12 protein-coding genes and 1 pseudogene are annotated in these 18,655 nt (G+C 70.4%); 4 read left to right on the top strand and 9 right to left on the bottom strand.

Features of this window, described 5'->3' with window-relative positions; all coding sequences use genetic code 11:
- Positions 1–21 precede the first annotated feature (21 nt).
- Entirely contained in the window at positions 22–2,901 is a 2,880-nt protein-coding gene (locus CACI_RS21970) for a type 2 lanthipeptide synthetase LanM family protein (protein WP_015793034.1), read from the bottom strand.
- A gap of 6 nt (positions 2,902–2,907) precedes the next feature.
- A complete protein-coding gene (locus tag CACI_RS21975) occupies positions 2,908–3,102 on the bottom strand; it encodes a DUF6229 family protein (protein WP_015793035.1) in 195 nt (64 codons plus the stop codon).
- Positions 3,103–3,276: 174 nt separating this feature from the next.
- Here CACI_RS21975 and CACI_RS21980 point away from each other — a divergent pair, with 174 nt between their 5' ends.
- From CACI_RS21980 to CACI_RS50110, 3 genes and pseudogenes are all read left to right on the top strand, one after another.
- A complete protein-coding gene (locus CACI_RS21980; protein ID WP_015793036.1) occupies positions 3,277–4,182 on the top strand; it encodes a hypothetical protein in 906 nt (301 codons plus the stop codon).
- Positions 4,183–4,245: 63 nt separating this feature from the next.
- The gene (locus tag CACI_RS21990; RefSeq protein ID WP_015793037.1) at positions 4,246–6,630 is read left to right on the top strand and encodes an SGNH/GDSL hydrolase family protein; all 2,385 of its coding nucleotides are present in this window, start codon (positions 4,246–4,248) and stop codon (positions 6,628–6,630) included.
- 278 nt (positions 6,631–6,908) lie between these two features.
- Positions 6,909–7,010, top strand: a pseudogene (locus tag CACI_RS50110) (IS481 family transposase); the annotation flags it as partial.
- Here CACI_RS50110 and CACI_RS21995 read toward each other — a convergent pair.
- The 5 genes from CACI_RS21995 to cysC all read right to left on the bottom strand — a co-directional run bounded on the left by CACI_RS21995 (position 7,007) and on the right by cysC (position 14,903).
- Positions 7,007–12,499 carry an ATP-binding protein gene (locus tag CACI_RS21995; RefSeq protein WP_041540404.1) on the bottom strand — a complete coding sequence of 1,831 codons (5,493 nt, stop codon included), beginning with the start codon at positions 12,497–12,499 and terminating at the stop codon, positions 7,007–7,009. The pseudogene CACI_RS50110 and the gene CACI_RS21995 sit on opposite strands and share 4 nt — an antisense overlap.
- Before the next feature lie 333 nt (positions 12,500–12,832).
- Complete coding sequence (locus CACI_RS22000; RefSeq protein ID WP_015793039.1) at positions 12,833–13,102, bottom strand: Ada metal-binding domain-containing protein; 270 nt, start codon at positions 13,100–13,102, stop codon at positions 12,833–12,835.
- A complete protein-coding gene (locus tag CACI_RS22005; protein WP_015793040.1) occupies positions 13,099–13,797 on the bottom strand; it encodes a 2OG-Fe(II) oxygenase in 699 nt (232 codons plus the stop codon). Before CACI_RS22005 ends, CACI_RS22000 begins: the two co-directional genes overlap by 4 nt.
- Positions 13,798–13,809: 12 nt before the next feature.
- Entirely contained in the window at positions 13,810–14,316 is a 507-nt protein-coding gene (locus tag CACI_RS22010; protein ID WP_015793041.1) for a methylated-DNA--[protein]-cysteine S-methyltransferase, read from the bottom strand.
- 26 nt (positions 14,317–14,342) lie between these two features.
- Positions 14,343–14,903 (bottom strand): adenylyl-sulfate kinase, encoded by a 561-nt coding sequence (gene cysC / locus CACI_RS22015; RefSeq protein WP_015793042.1) that lies wholly within the window; start codon positions 14,901–14,903, stop codon positions 14,343–14,345.
- A 32-nt stretch (positions 14,904–14,935) separates the two neighbouring features.
- Between cysC and CACI_RS22020 the strand changes: the two genes are divergently transcribed.
- Positions 14,936–15,691: an NAD-dependent epimerase/dehydratase family protein gene (locus tag CACI_RS22020; RefSeq protein WP_015793043.1), complete on the top strand. Its 756-nt coding sequence runs from the start codon at positions 14,936–14,938 to the stop codon at positions 15,689–15,691.
- Between the two features lie 18 nt (positions 15,692–15,709).
- On the opposite strand, the gene CACI_RS22025 is transcribed toward CACI_RS22020, so the two are convergent.
- Positions 15,710–16,225, bottom strand: a complete 516-nt coding sequence (locus CACI_RS22025; RefSeq protein ID WP_015793044.1) for a GNAT family N-acetyltransferase — start codon at positions 16,223–16,225, stop codon at positions 15,710–15,712.
- Positions 16,226–16,393: 168 nt separating this feature from the next.
- The gene (gene katG / locus CACI_RS22030) at positions 16,394–18,631 is read right to left on the bottom strand and encodes a catalase/peroxidase HPI (RefSeq protein ID WP_015793045.1); all 2,238 of its coding nucleotides are present in this window, start codon (positions 18,629–18,631) and stop codon (positions 16,394–16,396) included.
- Positions 18,632–18,655: the final 24 nt, after the last annotated feature.

Consider the following 18,655-nt stretch of genomic DNA (forward strand, 5'->3'; position numbering starts at 1 on the left):
GGCTTGTGCCCAGATCGGTCGTCACAGCGGATCGTCGAGCACCAGCACCGACGGCAACGCACTGCCCGCACCCATACGCAGCAGCTGATACGCCACGCCGCCGAGCCCGGACATCATCGCCGGGGAGAAGGCGTCGCGCGCCATGCCGCTGATCGCGCCGTTCTGCTCCAGGCTGGCGACGATGCGCGCCTCGAAGCCTTCCCGGTCCACGCTTGGCGGCGCGAAGCCGTCCCGCAGCGCGGCGTCCATCAGTTCCCAGACACCGAGTTCGCCATGGCACAGCGTGTGATTCCAGCCCATGCCGTGCCCGAGGGCGGCGTTCGCGGCGCGCCGCAGGAGGTCCTCGACGCCGTCGGCCGGCCAGCCGCGACGAAGCAGGTCCAGCTGCGTCAGGGCGATCCCGACCGAGCCGTGGCACCAGGCGTTGGCGGTCAGCCCGGGTTCGATCTCGCGCAGGTCGCTCCAGCCTCCGACCTCCGGCACATAGCAGGACTCTTCGAAGGCGAACGCGGCGCGTGCCGTCTCGGCCGCGCGGGCGTCACCGGTCGCCAGCGCGAGCCGGGCCAGGGCCCAGCCGATGCCGGACGCGCCGTGCGCACAGCCGCCGAGGCCGCCGGGCCAGCGCAGCGTCGGCCATGTCATGCCGACGTCCTTGGCGATCGCGGCGTCGCACAACACCGTGCCGACGTGCGTGGCGATGTCGGTCCAGCGCTGCTCGCCGGTCGCGGCGCTCAGTTGTAGCAGCGGCACGATGGCGCCCGCCGGACCGGCGCAGACTTCGTACTCATCGGCGTCGCCGATCGCCTCGGGGATCAGCGCTGCCAGAGTGCGCGACCGTTCCAGGGCTTCGTCGCCGACCACGCCGAGGCGGCGCAGCGTGAGCCAGGTCCACAGCTCCGAGCCCAGACCGACCCACCCGCCGGGCTCGCGCGGCCGCATCGCGACGCCGTCGGCGCGCAGCTTCGCCGCGTGGTCGCCGGCCAGGCGGATGGTCTGGATCGTGGCGTCCAGGAGTGCGGGCAGATCATCAAGGCGGTCCGCGCGTCCGGCGTCGGATTCCCGCTCGTAGGCGGCGAGCAGTAGCGCGACGCCGGGCAGCCCGCTGTACAGGTCCGGACTGAGCGGCTGGACCACCCAGCCGGTGAGGCTGAGCACCGGCGCGATCCAGGTCGCGGTGCCGTCCGAGCCGCGGGTCGCGGTGTCGCGGACCTCGCGGACCAACTCTGCCGCCAGAGTCCTGCGACGCTTATCAAAGTCCTGCGTACTGACGTCTGTGGGCGCACGCAGTCCCTTGCTCGGCGTCCAGTCGGCATTCAGATACGCGCTGACCAGCGTCGCGCGGATGATGCCGCGATCGAACTCCAGATCCGCGCCGCGCCAGCGGGTCAGCGCGTCGGCGACCAGGTCCTGCTCCGGCAGCCAGTGCGTGCCGCCGGGTCCGGTGAGCCGCCCGGAGCGGGGCGTGGTGCCGAAGTAGGGGATGTCGCCGGTCAGCAGGTCGGCGATCTCCGCCGCGACCACGTCCGGATCGCCCGGCGCCGCCGGGGACTGCCGCGCCATCTGGACGAACAGCTCGGTGGCGCGTTCGACGGCGGCGGGTTCGCCGTGCAGCGAGACCGGATGCCAGAGCATGCGCGCGACTTCTTCGTAGACGTCCGTGGCGCGCAGCACCATGCGGATCTGACAGTCGCTGAACACTGACATCGCCGGTTCCAGGATGCCTGCGGCGTCGGCTGCGGCCAGCGCGGCAGAGCCCTCCTCGAACCCGGCGGCGACCGTCTCCCAATGGTCGGCGAGGTTCGGCTTCGGGCTGGGCAGACTGGCGGCGGGCTGGGGTGTCGCCTGGGCGAACCCGAGGCGTGCGCGGTCGGTTCCGGCGTCCAGGATCACCGGGACTTGCCCGGAGGGTTGCTCGTCAGGCAGCGCGCCGACAGAGGAGGAGTCCACGCCGCGCCAGCCCAGGGCGGCACCCCGGTTGGGGAGCATGCCGACGCGCAGCACGGTCTCGTCCACGAGCTTGGACGCGGTGTCGACGGCCTGGCCCATTCCCGAGGGCGGACCGGCGGGGATGGTGCTGAACAGGGTTTCGCAGTCCACGACGATCGGGACCGGACCCGCGGCGATGACGTTCTCGGTGTGCAGGTCGCTGCCGCCGAGCAGGCGCATCACCGCCAGCCAGTGGCCGACGCCGCGGTAGAAGGTGGTCAGCTCGGCGTCGGAGGCGCAGTAACGGTGCGGGATGAACTCGCTCCAGCCATAGCCGTCGCGCACGACGACCTCTGGGACGCGGATGCGCGTCGCCACCGGGACGTCGGGGAGCACGGTCTGGAGCAGGTGAGTCAGGGCTTTGTCGACCTCGACCGGCCGGGGCTTGTAGACGACGGTCGCCTCGGCGAGTTCCAGGATCGCGACGGACTGCCCGCCGCGATGGCTGTCGCCCGCGCCGAACGTGACGTGTCGTAGCTCGCCGGGGTCGATGGCCGTGAGCGTCCGCAGAGCTCTGCGATCGACGGCGAACCGCTCGGCCAGGGTCGCGGCGGCGTCGGCGCGCCGCTGCATGACGGTGTCCAGACGCTGCTGGAGCGTGGGATAGCGGCTGCTCAGGGAGTGCCAGAACGTGAGGCTGTCAGCGAGGTTCACGAACTCGTCCCAGCGTCCGGCCGAGTCCTCGGCGGTCAGCCGCCCGGACAGGCGCGCGGCGTTGAGTTCCAGAAGCAGGACTCTGCTGACCTTGCGGTGGACGGTCTCCAAAATGGCGCGCTCGGCAGCCTCGGCGATGGCGGCGCGCTCGGGGTCGGACAGGTCTTCGACGGCGGCGAGCCGGGCCGCCAGGCCGGCCGAGACCGGCGCGGCCAGGCAGCCCAGTGCTCCGGCGAACTCACCGGAGAAGCGGGAGGTCACCTGCGGTCAGCAGCACTCGCCGCCGCGCGAGGCGGTGCAGGAGCTGCACGTCCCGCGGGTCAGGATGACCACGGCGCCGACGATGTCGGCCTCGGCGTACTTGCCGCCGGTGAACAGCGGGCCCGCGGGGCTGTCTTCCGTCGAGCCCAGCCAACCGCTGAGGATCGCGTCGGTGCGGTCGAGGATTTCGTTTTCGGACATGCCAAACCTCCGAAGGTGGCGGGAAGGTGGTGGGGCGCGAACCTGGGATCACCATCTGGTTCGTGCTCAATGTGTTCTGTATATATCTCACTGTGCGGACTGACAAGCGGAAAGATACGGAAATTTCCACTCGATCCGACCCTGACAGAGTCCTGACATGCAGCGAGGTTGACCATGGCTGATCCGTCGGCTCCGGAGCGCGAGGCGATGCGTGCGTTGGCCGCGCGAGTGGGCGATCGGGCCAACGCGCTGGCCGCTGAGGGGTGCGTCGCGGAGGTCCCGGCACTGTGGGAGACCGCGATCGCCGGTCTATCTGACAAGTCGTCACAAGCATTGATCACGCTCGCTTATGCCTGGTACCAAGCGCTGCACGGGGAGGTCGAGCACGGGGTGCGGCTGGCGGCGGATCTGCGCGATTGTGCTGTGTCATCGGTGCGGTCCCAGGTCCGAGTACTGATTCGCAACCGTGTGCGGGTCGAGCCGGAGGTGGTGGAGCGGACGTGGCGGGCGGCGACCGGGATTCCGCTTCCTGCGTGGGCGTTTCTCTCCGACGCGGACATCGATGACGTGGCGGAATGGATCGCGGCGTCGTCGTGGGAGGAGTCGAGGGCGCTGTACGGCGCGCTGGCCGGTCGGGTCACATCGCAGGATATTGAGTACGTACTTGACGAGATCGTGTTGGGAGACGTCCGGCTGCGGACCGCGGTCTCGGTTCACCGGGCGGTTCTGGTGCTCGGCGGTGATGTCGGGTACCGCTGCCTGGGAGATCTGCCGGAAGTGGCTCGGGTTGCCGGTGCGGCCATTGTGGCGCGTGACTGGAATGTCTTGCGGGCGTGCGGGACGGTCGAGCTGATCGTGCACGGTCGGGCGTTCTTGGGCGGCGTGCACGGGGTGATTGCGGAGTTGATGGCAGCCGGCGATATGGCGGTCAGTCCCGCGATGGCTGAGCGGGTCGCCGCCTTGGCGCGGGACGCCCAGCCGTGGGAGCGCCGGCAGGTCGCCGCGGATCTTGCCGCGACCGGAGACGTCGCGATGCTCGGGCTAGTGGTGGGAACGGACGCTGAATCCCTTGACAGGTAACGTTCCCTCCAGTTTCCTACCAGGCCATTGACAGGTTCGCAGAGTACTTCGACACTCCCAATTGTGAACGTTCCCCACCAATCGGTCTGGCTCCGCCGGGCCGCAGTGCTCCTGTTCGCCCTCTGCCTGAGTTCGGCAGGCTTCATGCACGGCACCGCGCGTGCCGCGACCCCGACCGCGACCCCGACCGCGACCGCGGCCGCGACCGGACTGGCCGCCACCTTCAACAACACGGGGATCAGCGACGATGCGGCGCCGGGGGGCGCGAACCTGGACGCGGCGGGGGCGAGCTTCTCGGCGGAGGCGCTGGCGGCCGACGGCTGGGCGCCGGGTGCGGTGTTCACGCTCGCCGACGGCGCGACCGTGACCGTTCCGCAGATCGCGCCGGGACAGGCCGACAACACCGTCGCCACCGGGCAGACGTTCGCCGACGCCGGGTCCGGCGGCGCGCTGGATCTGGTCGCGACCAGCACGAACGGCGCGACGACCGGAACCGGGACGGTGACCTACGGCGACGGCACGACGCAGAGCTTTGCGATGGCCGTGCCGGACTGGTGGCACGGGACCGTCGCGATCGCCGCGGTCGCGCCGTACCGGAACTCATCCGGCGGCCGGCAGGTGCACCAGGTGAGCCTGTTCCTGACCTCGGTGCCGCTGATCGCCGGCAAGGCGGTGGCGACGGTGACGCTGCCGAACGCGACCGGCGGCGCCAACGCCGCGCTGCACGTCTTCGCGGCGGCCTTCGCCCCGACCGCGCCGGTGGCGGGTCTGGCGGCGGCGTTCGACAACGTCGGGATCAGCGATGACGGCAACCTGGCCGGCGCGAACCTGGACGGCAACGGGAACAGCTTCTCCCAGCAGGACCTGATCGCCGCCGGCTGGTCGCCGGGCGCGCGGCTGGTGTCCGGCGCCGCGACGCTGGCGCTGCCGCAGGTGGCGGCGGGACACGCGGACAACGTGGTGGCGAACGGTCAACGGATCACGTACTCCGCCTCTGGCAGTGCCCTGAGTTTTTTGGCGACGAGCACCGACGGCACCGCGTCGGGCTCCGGGACGCTGACGTACAGCGACGGCAGCACGCAGAACTACACGATGGGCACGCCGGACTGGATCGTCGGCGCGACGGACACGATGGCGGTGTCCTTGCCGCACTGGAACAACGCTGGCGGGCAGACGGCGACGTCGGCGAAGCTCTACGTGGAGTCCGTGCCGCTGGCGGCGGGCAAGACGCTGGCGTCCTTGACGCTGCCGACTCTGGCGTCGCCGCCGGCCGGCAACGGGCTGCACGTCTTCGCGCTCGGCGTGCGGCCCTTGGCCGGGTCGTGGAGCGGGAGCTGGGCCGCGGCGGCTGACGACGGGCTCGTCCCCGGGCCCTGGACGAACCGCACGCTGCGGATGGTGGAGCACTCCAGCGTCGGCGGCGGGCAGGTGCGGGTACGGCTGGACAACGCGTTCGTGGGCGTACCGGTGGACGTCGGCCATGTGACGGTCGCGGTGCAGAGCAGCACCTCGGCCGCGACCGGCACGCCGGCCACCCTGACCTTCCACGGGAATCAGGCCACGACGATCCCCGGCGGCGGCCAGGCACTCAGCGACGCGGTGCCCTTCACCGTCCCGCCCGACGCGAACCTGCTGGTGAGCATCTACTTCCCCGGCACGGTCCAACTGGAGTCGGTCCACAGCCTCGGCACGCAGGACATGTACTCGACCGCCGACAACACCGGGGATCAGACCACTGACGTGGGCAACTACCCCTCGAGCATCACCTTCGGCTTCTGGACCCTGCTCTCCGGCCTCGACGTGATCCCCAGCGGCACCCCGACCGGCACCGTCGTAGCCCTCGGCGACTCGATCACCGACGGCGTCGGCTCGACCTACAACGGCAACAACCGCTGGCCCAACGACCTCTGGCGCCGCCTGGCCGCCAGCCCGTACCCCCACCGCGGCGTCCTCGACGAAGGCATCAGCGCCAACCGCGTCGTCACCGACGACTTCACCGGCGTCCAAGGCACCGGCGACGGCGGCATCAGCGCCCTGAGCCGCACCGACCGCGACGTCCTGAGCCAGAGCGACGTCAAAACCCTGATCATCCTCGAAGGCGTCAACGACATCAAGGCAGGTACCCCAGCCACCGCGGTCATAGCCGGCCTCAAGCAGATCGCCGCCCAAGCCCACGCCCAAGGCATCACGGTGATAGGAGCCACCATCACCCCCTTCCAGGGCTACAGCGGCTGGACCAGCGCCTACGAAACCCAACGCGAAGCGGTGAACACCTTCATCCGCTCCAGCGGCGGCGCATTCGACGCCTACGTGGACTTCGACGCAGCGATCCGCAACCCCGCGAGCCCGAACGCACTGCTGGCGACCTACGACAGCGGCGACCACCTGCACCCGAGCGCGGCCGGGTATCAGGCGATGGCGAACGCGGTCGATCTGTCGAAGCTGTGAGCGCGGCGAGGCTGTGAGATGACAGAGCGGGGCTGGCGTGCTGAGTGTGCGCCGGTGGCGGCAGCCAATTCAGGCTGCCGCCACCGGATCACTTCAGTGGAATCGCGGGCTAGCTGTACTGACCACGGAGGTTGGTGACAGGGGTCACGGCTGATTGAGCTTGATATGGGTGAGGGCCTTCTGGCTGGGTGTGGATTGCGACGTCTACACCGACCAGAAAGGCCCTCATGGTCCACCGTAATGCACCGCTGTCCGAGACCGAACGACGCGCCGCACTACCCGGCTGGCTCCACACCTACAATCACCACCGCGGACACACCGCGCTGAAGGGCTCACCACCAGCCAGCCGCATCCCCAACCTCACGGGTCAGTACAGCTAACCGAGGCGTGCCTCGATGGAGGCGATGATCTTGGGGCGGAGGTCGGCGGCCTTGATGACTTCGTCGACGGAGCCTACTTGGACGGCTCGTTGGATGCTGTGGACGCGGTCGAATTCGGTGGCTACCTCGCCGAGTTTTTCGGCTCGGACGGAGGCTCGGAGTTCGTCGAGTTCGGCGGCCAGGGCGGCTCGGTCGGTGCCGGAGGCGGCGGTGACGCGGGATTCCAGGTCGCGGATGCGGGGGTCGTTGGCGGTGCGGGAGTTCACGTCGCCGGAGAAGACCACTGCTGCGGCTGGGGCGCCGCCGAGGACTGAGGCGTAGGAGCCTTCCAGGGCCAGGACCGTCATGTTCGGGTTCAGTGCCTTGGAGAAGACCACGAAGGCGCCGCCGTGGTAGCGGGAGATCACGCAGAAGACGATCGGGCCCTCGAAGTTGACGATGGCGCGTCCGATCTCGGCGCCGTACTCCAGCTGGAGCTTGCGCATGGATTCCGGCGAGCCGTCGAAGCCGGAGAGGTTCGCCAGCACCACCAGCGGACGGTTCCCCGAAGCGGAGTTGATCGCGCGCGCGACCTTCTTAGACGACTGCGGGAACAGCGTGCCGGCGGTGTACGTGTCCGGACCGTCGGTGGGCGGGAACCCACGGCGCGGAACGGCTCGCGACTCGATACCGACCAGGCAGACCGGCAGCCCGCCGAGATGCACGTCCTGCACCACCGACGTCTCGGCGCCCGCCATCCCGGCCCAGCGCTCCAGCACCGGGTGGTCCTGGTCCGACAGCGCCCGCATCACGGTCCTGATGTCGAACGCCTTCTTGCGGTCGGGGTTCGCGGCAGCGCTGAAGATCTCGCCGACGGTCGTGAAGTCCGAACCGGCGAACGTGTGCGGGAAGCTCGACACATCGCGGTCGTACGGGTCGTCGGTACCAGCGCGCCGCGGCGAGGTCTCGCCCGGCGCGATGTAGGTGTGGTCGTAGTGAGACATGAGCACGTCGCGAGCGGCAGCCAGGCTAGGCGCCCAGTACTGGGCCTGCCCGTTCGGGCCCATGACCCGGTCGTAGCCGCCGATGCCGAAGTTGTCCTCGGCCGAGACACCGCCGGAGAAGTCCAGCGCCTGCTTACCGGTCAACACCATCGCAGAGTCCGGAGTCATGACCAGAACACCACGCGTGTGCATCAGCATCGTGGCTTCGGCGTTCCAATAGGGCTGCGCACCAACGTTGATGCCGTTGACGACAACGTTGATCTCGCCGCCATCCTGCGTGAACTCCACAATCCGCTTCAGCGCAGCAGCCACCCAGTCCATGTTCTCCGTACCGGACTGCATCGAGATGCGAGCGCCGGAGGACAAGGCGTACCACTCGACAGGAACCTTCATCTGCTCAGCAAGGTCCAGCGCGGCGATCACCCGGCGGCACTCAGGCTCAGACAGCGCGCCCAGAGACTTCGTGGGGTCGCCCAACAGCAGCACCCGCGTCACCCCCTGACGGTGCCGCCGGGTCTTCGTGCTGATGACGCCGGCCACCATCGCCGCGCTGTTGCGCCCCTTGGGCCGGTCGACCGGGACCAGGGTGTGCGCCTCGTCGAGGTCGTGCTCGGTGAAGTCGCCGAGGGAGTCGACCAGCTCGTAGGGGTACACCGTCCCGCGGCTGGCGGCGCGCATGACCTTCAGCCGGTAGTCGTCCAGCGGCTCGATCGGGCTCAGGGTGGGTTCGCCGACGTTGAGCGAGGGGTTGCCCGCGGTGTCGAAGCGGACCCGGACCGCGATCTTGATCAGCTCGCCGGTCTTCCACGAGCGCTGCCGCCCGATGAGCTCGATCTCCTCCAGCCCCGCGCCGACCGTGGAGGGCAGGATGCGCTGGGCGATCAGATACAGCTCCGAGCGCTTGATGTCCGACACCGGCCACAGGTAGACCACGACCCGGTTGGTGCTGAACCGCTTGTTCGAGGGCTTGCGCAGCTGCGCGCGGCGGATGGAGTCCACGCACGCCGCGATCGCGTCCTCGGCGGTGGGCAGCGCGACCAGGCGGCCGTCGTGCTCGCGCAGCTCGGTCAGGTCGCGTACCTGGGTGAAGGCGACCAGCCGGTCGTCGGCCGGGTTCTCCCGCGCCACGCACTGATACAGGTACACGTCCTCGTCCGAGGACGGCAGGCGCGTCAGGTCGAACTTGTTCAGCCGCTCCAGCTGCATCCGCTCGGCGATGAACGGGTGCAGGCCGCGGATCAGCCGCTCCTCGGTCAACCCGGTGGTGGAACGCCGGAAGGTGAAGTGGTGGTGCATCACCGAGTTGCGGCGCCCGGCGACCGTCGCGGTCACCCGGCGCACCTGCTGCGGCAGCGGATGCGCGCTGATCACGCGCTGCAACGCGGTCGCCGCCTCGTCGGTGTCCGGCTGGTTCTCCCAGAGCAGGTAGATGTCGGCGTCCAGGGCGCCGGCGGAGGCGGCCAGCTCGGCCAGGCCGTCCAGGGCGTCCCCGAGCCGGTCGAACGGCACGGCCGCCGACGCCAGCTGCGAGCCGTCGTGCTCGGCGACGATGAACGGGTTGCCGCCGACCTCGGTGGTCCGCACGCCGGTCAGACCCTTGTTGCCGTAGTAGCGCCGGGTCAGGACCTCCAGCATCGCCGAGTTGTCCAGCTCGGTGTGCACCAGGCGCTGGGCCAGCAGCCGGACCAGCGGCTCGGTGCTGCGGACCATCTCGGCGACGCGCTCGTCGCGGTCCTCGGCCCGCGGGTTCTCGTCCAGGTATCGCAGGTTCTTACGGATGGCGGCGTAGACGCGGGCCCGGTTGCGGCGCAGCAGCGGCTGGCCGAACCACGCGTAGACCACGCCGCGCGCCAGGTCCGCGACGTTCGGGAAGCGCACCTGCGTGGCCGCGATCAGCCGCTCCAGCGCCAGGCCGGTGGGCTCGCGCAGCAGCTCGTCCGGCGGCAGCTCGCGCAGCCAGGCCCGCATCAGCGCGGCGATCACGGTGGCGTCCGTCGCAGAACGCTGACGCGCCAGGAAGATGCGGAACACCGCCGCTTCCAGCTCCGGCGAACGGTCCAGCTCGGTGACGCCGTAGTGCGCCAGCACCTTGCGCAGCGCGGCCTGGAAGGACTCCGGCAGCCCGGCGCGCTCCACGTCCAGGCTCTGCAGGTAGGTGTGGAAGTACTCGTGCGCGCTGTGCAGCTGGCTCTCGCCGTTGCTCTCCTCGGCGGCAGCCGCGGGACGGTTGCGGCCGAGGTCCGCGAGGTCGGCGAAGACCTCGATCAGGCTCAGCTCGCCGGACAGCGGACGCAAGCCCTGCTCGACGGCGGTGGTGCGGGCCTCGACGTAGCCGGCGAGGATGCGGTCCTCGTCGTGCGGGTCCACGTCGAAGCCGAGCAGCAGACTGCGAAGGTCCTCCTGGCCCTGCGCCACGCGGGCGCGGACGGGAACCTCGGCGGGAGCGGCGGGCAGGTCCAGCTCGGCGGCCTCGGTCGGCTGCGCGGAGGCGGAGGCGGCGGCTTCGTCGGCGTCCTCCTCGACGATCTGCTCCAGGCGGAGCAGAGGGGCGCCGGTTTCGACCTGGCTGCCGACGGTGACGGCGAGTTCTTTCAGGCGGGCTTTGAACGGTGCGCGCAGCACCGTTTCCATCTTCATGCTTTCCAGCACCACCACCGGCGCGCCGGCTTCGACTTCGGCGCCGACCTGCAACGGGGTGGCGATCACCAGCGCCGGGGCAGGAGAACGGATCACACCGCCCTCGTCAAGGGACACGCGGTGGGTGACGCCGTCCACCTCGACCTGGTGCACCGAGCCGTGGGTGGCGGTCAGGAGCCGGAAACGTGAGCCGTTGACCGCGATCTGACCGGTGTGCCGGTCGAAACGGTCCAGGACGACGTCGGCGGTCTGGGACTGCGCGCCGTGCCCGTCGCCTGCCTCTATCCCCACGCGGAACCGGTGCGCACCCACGCGCGCGACCCGGACTTTGTAGCTGACGCCGCGCAGTTTCAGGTCCAGCGGTCGGCCGGACTCGTGCTGGACTTGGGGGCGTCCGCCGGATGCGGTAGACAGCAGCCGGGCACGCTCGACCCGTTCCTCGTCTTCGTAGGCGTCGATGGCGGCGGCGGCCAAGGCGACTGCGGCGTTGCGGTGGGAGACCAGGCGGCCTTCGGCGCGGACCCGGTCGATCCAGCCGGTGTCGGCACTCGCGTCGATCACCTCGGGCTGGTCCAGCAGGTCCAAAACGAAGCTCTTGTTGGTGGTTCCGCCTTCGATCACCACCGAGGTTTCCGCCATCGCGCGCCGCAACCGGCCCAGGGCCTCGTCGCGGTCACGGCCGTAGGCGATCACCTTGGCGATCATCGAGTCGAAGTCGGCGGGGATGGTGTCACCCTCCGACACGCCAGTGTCGACGCGAATACCGGGACCGGCAGGCAAGTCGAGGCGTGCGATGCGCCCCGGCGAGGGCGCGAAGTCGCGGTCCGGGTCCTCAGCGTTGAGCCGAGCTTCGATCGCGTGCCCGCGCTCAGCCGGGGGACGACCCTCCAGCTTCCCGCCGCCCGCGACGTGCAGCTGCGCCTTGACCAGGTCGAACCCGGTCGTCAGCTCGGTGATCGGGTGCTCGACCTGAAGCCGGGTGTTGACCTCCAGGAACGCGAACTGCTTGTCACCAGGGTGGTAGAGGAATTCGACGGTCGCCGCGCCTCGGTAACCGACCCGCACCGCGAGACGCTCAGCCGATGACTTCAGCTCAGCAGCCTGCTCAGCGCTGAGCACCGGCGACGCCGACTCCTCGATCACCTTCTGATTGCGGCGCTGAATCGAGCAGTCGCGGACGCCGAGCGCCCACGCCGTGCCCTGACCGTCGGCGATGACCTGCACCTCGACGTGCCGAGCGCCGGTGACCAGACGCTCCAGGAACACGATGCCGGAGCCGAAGGCGCGCGCCGCTTCCTGGCTGGTGCGCTCGTAGGCGTCGACGAGTTCGGATTCGTTCGTGATCACGCGGATGCCGCGTCCGCCGCCGCCGGCGGTCGCCTTGAGCATCAGCGGATAGCCGATCTGCCCGGCCGCCTCGATCGCCGTCTCCAGCGTCTCCACGGCGCCGCGGCTCCACGGAGCCACCGGGACGCCGACCTCCTCGGCGATCAGCTTCGCGCCGATCTTGTCGCCGAGCTGGCGCATCGCCTCGGCATCGGGACCGATGAACGTCACGCCGATCCGGTCGCAAAGCTCTGCGAACGCCGGATCCTCGGCCACGAAACCCCAGCCGACCCACGCCGCGTCCGCGCCGGACTCCAGCAGGGCGTGCTCCAGCACCTTCAGATCCAGGTACGGACGCGCGGCGGCCGGGCCGAGATCGAAGGCGATGTCGGCCTCGCGGACGAAGGTGGCATCGCGGTCCACGTCGGTGTGCAAGGCGACGGTCTCGATCGGCGTCGCGCTTTGCGCGCTCAGCTCCCGGACCGCGTGGATGAGCCGCATCGCGGCCTCACCACGGTTGACGATGGCGACACGACTGAACACCGGCCGGAGCCCTTCCTCTATTCCAAGGCACCAGTCGTGCGACCGGATGTGGGCTGGCCGGTTTCCCCGCGCAGTCGTTGGTGTCGGCCGGACGAGCTGGTTGTGACTGGTCGGAGTGTAGTGCAACGGGGGTGGGGGTCCGTGGAGCGTGAGGTGGAGGGCTGGCTACCGGTCAGTAGGGTGCCGGTCGTCCGGCGTGGCCATGGCGGTGCTGCGGGACTGGCAGGCGAGCCCGGGCTGCTGCGGATGACGATCGTCGCGGATGTCGCCGACCCTGAACGCGATGTGCTGACGCCGAGGGAAGCCTTCATCGAGGGATATGCGGCGGGACGCTTAGCGCGGCTCTCGGTCCCGCACCCAAGCGCGATACCGCTCCGGCAAGCACCGCGCGCACGGCCGGTAGCCGGCGGCGAGCGCGGTGGGCTCGTCGGCGAAGAAGACCCGGTGCGGTGTGTAGTTCCCGGCGGCGATGTGGCGCAGCGCTGAGGGGCAGTCGAGGCGGCCGTAGATGCGCAGCCGCCGGTGGCCGCCGAGCGTGCCGGGCGTCGGGCTTTCGTAGGGGAGTGCGTCAGAGCCCAGCAGCGTCCACGTCCGAGCGCTCATGCCGCGTCGTGGAACACCAAGCCGAGCGCGCGGCGCTGTCCGGAGCGCACGGTGCTGACACCGTGCCGCACCGGTCCGATGGACCAGCCGCGCGAGGAGCGGACCGGGCGGTCGCGCGTGGTGAAGATCAGCGCGTGGCCTTGGGGGAGCGGCGTGGCGGTGCCGCGGGATTGGGCGCGCGGGCGCTGCTCGACGAGGAGGAACTCCCCGCCGGTGTAGTCCGTGCCGTAGGCGTCGAGCCCGATGACCGCCTGGAGCGGGAAGAGCATGTCGCCGAACACGTCGCGGTGCAGTGCGTTCCAGTCGCCGGGACCGTAGCGCAGCAGGATCTGTGCCGAGCGTGCCTGGCCGGCGGCGTGGCACCGCTCCAGCCATTCGTCCAGGTCGTCCGGCCAGGGCGCCGGGCGTCCCAGGCGCTCGGCCCAGTCGCGGGCGATCGGTAGCAGGTGCGGCCACAGTGCGCGGCGCAGCGCGGCGATCGGGGCGGGCAGGTCGTGGGTGAAGTAGCGGTACTGGCCGGAGCCGAAGCGGTGGCGTGCCATGTCCACGGTGGTGCGGAACAGCTCGGGGCGGTCGTAGAGGGCTGCGATGCCGCCGCACTGCTCGGGGGTGAGCAGCCGCGGCGTCGGGGCGCAGCCGGAGGAGTCGAGCTCGGCGGCGATCGTGGGCCAGTCGGCGTCGGTCAGGGCAGGCATGGGGGATTCCTCTCAGACCAGCAGCGGGGCGATCGCGCCCTCGGACGCCAGCAGCCACTGCTTGCGCTCGACGCCGCCGGCGTAGCCGCGCATCGATCCGTCGGCGCCGACGACGCGGTGGCACGGTCGCACGATCAGCAGCGGGTTCGCTCCGATCGCCGCGCCGAGCGCCTGGACCCGGTCGCGCGGGAGGCCGAGCTGGGCGGCGAGTGCGCCGTAGGTGGTGGTCGTGCCGTGCGGGATCGTGTCGAGGGCGTCCCAGACGCGGCGCTGGAAGTCGGTGCCGGTGATCGTGGCGGCGAGGTCGAATTCGATCCGGGTTCCGGCGAAGTACTCCTGGAGCTGCCGGGTGACCTCGGCGAACGCTTCGGCGTCGGCGACCCAGCCGTCGCCGATCTTCGGCGCGGAGCGCTGGCCGTCCATCGAGACGGACGCCAGGCGGACGCTGCCGTCCGGGGTCCGCTCGCCGACGAGCAGCAGCGTGCCGATGGGGCTTTCGATGTCGGTGTAAACGTTCATGCGTCCAGTCTGAGCCGGACCGGCGCTCAGAACTGGCGGGATTCGGACACGGCGCCGAGGAGCTGGTCGACGGCTTTGGCGGAGATCTCGACCGGGTCGTCGTGGGTGTCCAGGCGCAGGTCGGGCGTTGTCGGAGCCTCGTAGGGGTCGTCGACGCCGGTGAGGCCGACGAACTCGCCGCCAGCGTGGCGCTGGTACAGGCCTTTCGCGTCGCGGCGTGCGCAGACGTCCAGTGGCGTCGCGACGTAGACCTCTAGGTAGGCGATGCCCGAAGCCGCATGGAGATCGCGGACTTTCGCGCGGGCGGCGGCGTACGGCGCTATAACCGCGACCAGCACGATCGCGCCGTCGCGCGCCAGCGATGCGGCGAGCGCGCCGATCCGGCGCACGTTCTCGTCGCGGTCGGCGCGGCTGAAGCCGAGACCTGCCGATACGGTGCGGCGCAGGTCGTCGCCGTCCAGGATCTCGGCGCGTTGTCCGCGCTCGCGCAGGCGTGTGGCGACGGCAGCGGCGATGGTGGTCTTGCCCGAGCTGGGGAGCCCGGTCAGCCACACTGTCGCGCCGCGCGGGGTGTCGTCGCTGATCACCGGGGGAGTCTATGCCTGCTACCGTACGGCGAATGCGCATCCTGATAATCGGAGGCTCGGGCTACGTCGGCACATTGATGCTTCCCGGGCTGGCCACGGAGCATGAGATCCGTGTTCTGGACCTGGTTCCGCCGCAGGGGGATCACGAGCATGTCGCTGGCAGCGCGACGGATCCGGCGGCGCTGGCGGCCGCGCTGGAGGGCATGGACGCGGTCGTGCACGGCGCGATGGGGCGGCGCTCCGAGAGCCACTGGCCGCACCCGGATGTCGCGAGCGCCTTCGAGGTGAACGTCGCCTCGGTGTACGCGACGCTGGAGGCGGCGCACGCTGCGGGCGTGAGGCGTGCGGTGCTGATCGGGAGCCTGTCGGTGTTCGACGAGGGGCAGCTGATCGAGCGTCAGGTCGATGAGGAGACGGCGCCGGACGCCGCGGACGTCTACGGCGTGACGAAGCGGCTGGCCGAGCAGGTGGGGCGGATCGCCGCCGAGGCGCACGGGATGACGGTCACCGTGCTGCGGCTGGCTTTCCCGACGCCGGACGATGTCTGGCCGCGCTGGGCGCTGCCGGTCGTCGACGAGCCGATCGAGATTCGGCGTGCCGATGGAAGCTTGGTTCCGGCGCTGGCTGGTTCGGACTTGTCGGCTGCGGTGTCCGCGGCTTTGAGCCGCGATGACGGCGGTTACGACGTGTTCCACATCGTCGGCGCGGACGACTCGGGGCGCGGTTGGAGCACGGCGAAGGCGCGCGACGCGCTGGGGTGGGTCGCGCGGCGGCGGTATCAGGGGTAGCAGAGGGCTGCTTTGCGGTCAGTCAGTGGCCAGATCCAACCGCCACACGTTCGACCGGATGAAGTGCCCCTTCGGATACTCGAACTCCGAATCGCCCCTGAGCTCGAAGCCCGCCTTGCGGCACACCGCGTTCGACGCGCCGTGCTCGACCGAGGGGAACGCGTACAGCCACCGATGCCGACCGTCGGCGCGCGCCGCCTCGGCCGCCGCGAGCGTCGCGGCCATCGCCAGCCCGCGTCCTTGGAACTCCGGCAGGATGGCGTAGCCGGTCTCGTAGGCGGGCTCGCCCTCCCACTCGTGGTCCCAGAAGCCGGTCGACCCCGCGACCTGCCCGTCCGGCAGCACCACCAGGAACATGGTCCCGTTCTTCGCCGGATCGAGGTACCGCCGATGCCGGTCGGCGAGCTTCTCCGGGCTCTCCGGCCCGCCGAGGTGCTCGGTCATCTCCGGCGTGTTCTGCCGGCGCAGTACGGCGAAGCCCGCCTCCGACCACGGTTGGAGGCTGACCTGCGGGGCGGTGTCGATCGAGTGCATGCCACCCACGCTACGCCCGGCCACTGACAAGTGGCTCACTCCGCTCAGCTCACTCCGCTCAGCTCACTCCGGTCAGCTCATGCCGCTCAGCCCATTAACGTTCATCGGAACAGAAGAGCCCTGCCCGAACACCGCAGTGTCCGGAACAGGGCTCAGCCTCAGATCTTCTCAGCTGTGCAGGTCGAACCGGTCCAGCTCGAGCACCTTGCCGAAGGCCGCGGCGAACTCCGTCGCGAACTTCTCCTTCGCGTCGTCGCCGGCGTAGACCTCAGCCAGCGCCCGCAGCTCGGAGTTGGAGCCGAACACCAGGTCGGCGCGAGTGCCGGTCCACTTCACCGTGCCGGAGGCGTCGCGGCCCTCGAAGGTGGTGGAGTCGGTGTCGGCGGGCGTCCAGGTGGTGTCCAGGTCCAGGAGGTTGACGAAGAAGTCGTTCGTCAGGACGCCGGGCTTGTCCGTGAAGACGCCCGCGGTGCTGCCACCGTGGTTGGCGCCGAGGACGCGCAGGCCGCCGACCAGGACGGTCAGCTCCGGCGCGGACAGGTTCAGCAGGTTCGCCTTGTCCAGCAGGAGGTACTCCGCCGGGAGGGTGGCGTCCTTGCCGAGGTAGTTGCGGAAGCCGTCGGCGCGGGGCTCCAGGTAGTTGACCGACTCCACGTCGGTCTGGTCCTGGGTGGCGTCGGTGCGGCCCGGGTGGAAGGGCACGCTGACGTCGAAGCCGGCGTCCTTGGCGGCCTTCTCCACGCCCGCGGCGCCGGCCAGGGCGATCACGTCGGCCAGGGAGACCTTCTTGCCGCCGGCCGCGCCGTCGTTGAAGGCCGAGACGACGCCCTCGAGCTTGGCCAGGACCGGCGCCAGCTTCTCCGGCTCGTTGACCTCCCAGCCGTTCTGCGGCTCCAGGCGGATGCGGGCGCCGTTCACGCCGCCGCGCTTGTCGCTGCCCCGGAAGGAGGCGGCGGCGGCCCAGGCGGTGGTGACCAGCTGCTGGACGGTCAGGCCGGTGGCCGCGATGCGCTCCTTGAGCGCGGCGGCGTCGGCGGCGTCGATCAGCGGGTGGTCGACGGCCGGCAGCGGGTCCTGCCACAGGAGGCGCTCGCTGGGGACCTCAGGGCCCAGGTAGCGGACGATCGGGCCCATGTCGCGGTGCGTCAGCTTGTACCAGGCGCGGGCGAAGGCGTCGGCGAAGGCCTGCGGGTCGTCCTTGAAGCGGCGCGAGATCGGCTCGTAGATCGGGTCCATGCGCAGCGACAGGTCGGTGGTGAGCATGGTCGGCTGGTGCTTCTTGGCCGGGTCGAAGGCGTCCGGGACGGTGCCGGCGCCGCCGTTGTCCTTCGGGCGCCACTGGTTGGCGCCCGCCGGGCTGTGGAAGAGCTCCCACTCGTGGGCGAACAGGATCTCGAAGAAGCTGTTGTCCCACTGCGTCGGGGTGTTGGTCCAGATGCCCTCCAGGCCGGAGGTGATCGCGTCCGCGCCGACGCCGCTGCCGTGGCTGCTCTTCCAGCCCAGGCCCTGCTGCTCCAGCGGGGCGTCCTCGGGGTCCGCGCCGACGGCCTCGGACGGGCCGGCGCCGTGGGTCTTGCCGAAGGTGTGGCCGCCGGCGATCAGCGCGACGGTCTCCTCGTCGTTCATCGCCATGCGGCCGAAGGTCTCGCGGATGTCGCGGGCGGCGGCGACCGGGTCGGGCGTGCCGTTCGGGCCCTCGGGGTTGACGTAGATCAGACCCATCTGGACTGCGGCGAGCGGCTCCTCGAGCGTGCGGTCGCCGGTGTAGCGCTGGTCGTCCAGCCACACCTGCTCCGGACCCCAGTAGACGTCGTCGTCCGGCTCCCAGACGTCGGGGCGGCCGCCGGCGAAGCCGAAGGTCTGGAAGCCCATCGACTCCAGCGCCACGTTGCCGGTCAGGATGATCAGGTCGGCCCAGGACAGGGACTGGCCGTACTTCTTCTTCACCGGCCACAGCAGGCGGCGGGCCTTGTCCAGGCTGGCGTTGTCCGGCCAGGAGTCCAGCGGGGCGAAGCGCTGCTGGCCGGTCCCGCCGCCGCCGCGGCCGTCGTGCACGCGGTAGGTGCCGGCGCTGTGCCAGGCCATGCGGATCATGAACGGGCCGTAGTGGCCGAAGTCCGCCGGCCACCAGGGGCGCGAGTCCGACAGCACGGCGGCGATGTCCGCCTTCACGGCCGGCAGGTCCAGCGTGTTGAACGCCGCGGCGTAGTCGAAGTCCGCGCCGTTGGGGTTGGCCACCGCCGGGTTCTTCGCCAGGATCTTCAGATTCAGACGGTTCGGCCACCACTGGCGGTTGCCGCCGCCGGCGGTCGGGTGGGCCGCCCTTCCGTGCTGGACGGGGCAGCCGACACTCGCCTGGGCGCCGTGATCGATGTCGACGTCGATGTCGCCATGGTTCTCAGACATCTGAGAGGAGTCCTTCCGGGTTCT

It is taken from the genome of Catenulispora acidiphila DSM 44928 (assembly GCF_000024025.1).
GTDB classification, from domain to species: domain Bacteria; phylum Actinomycetota; class Actinomycetes; order Streptomycetales; family Catenulisporaceae; genus Catenulispora; species Catenulispora acidiphila.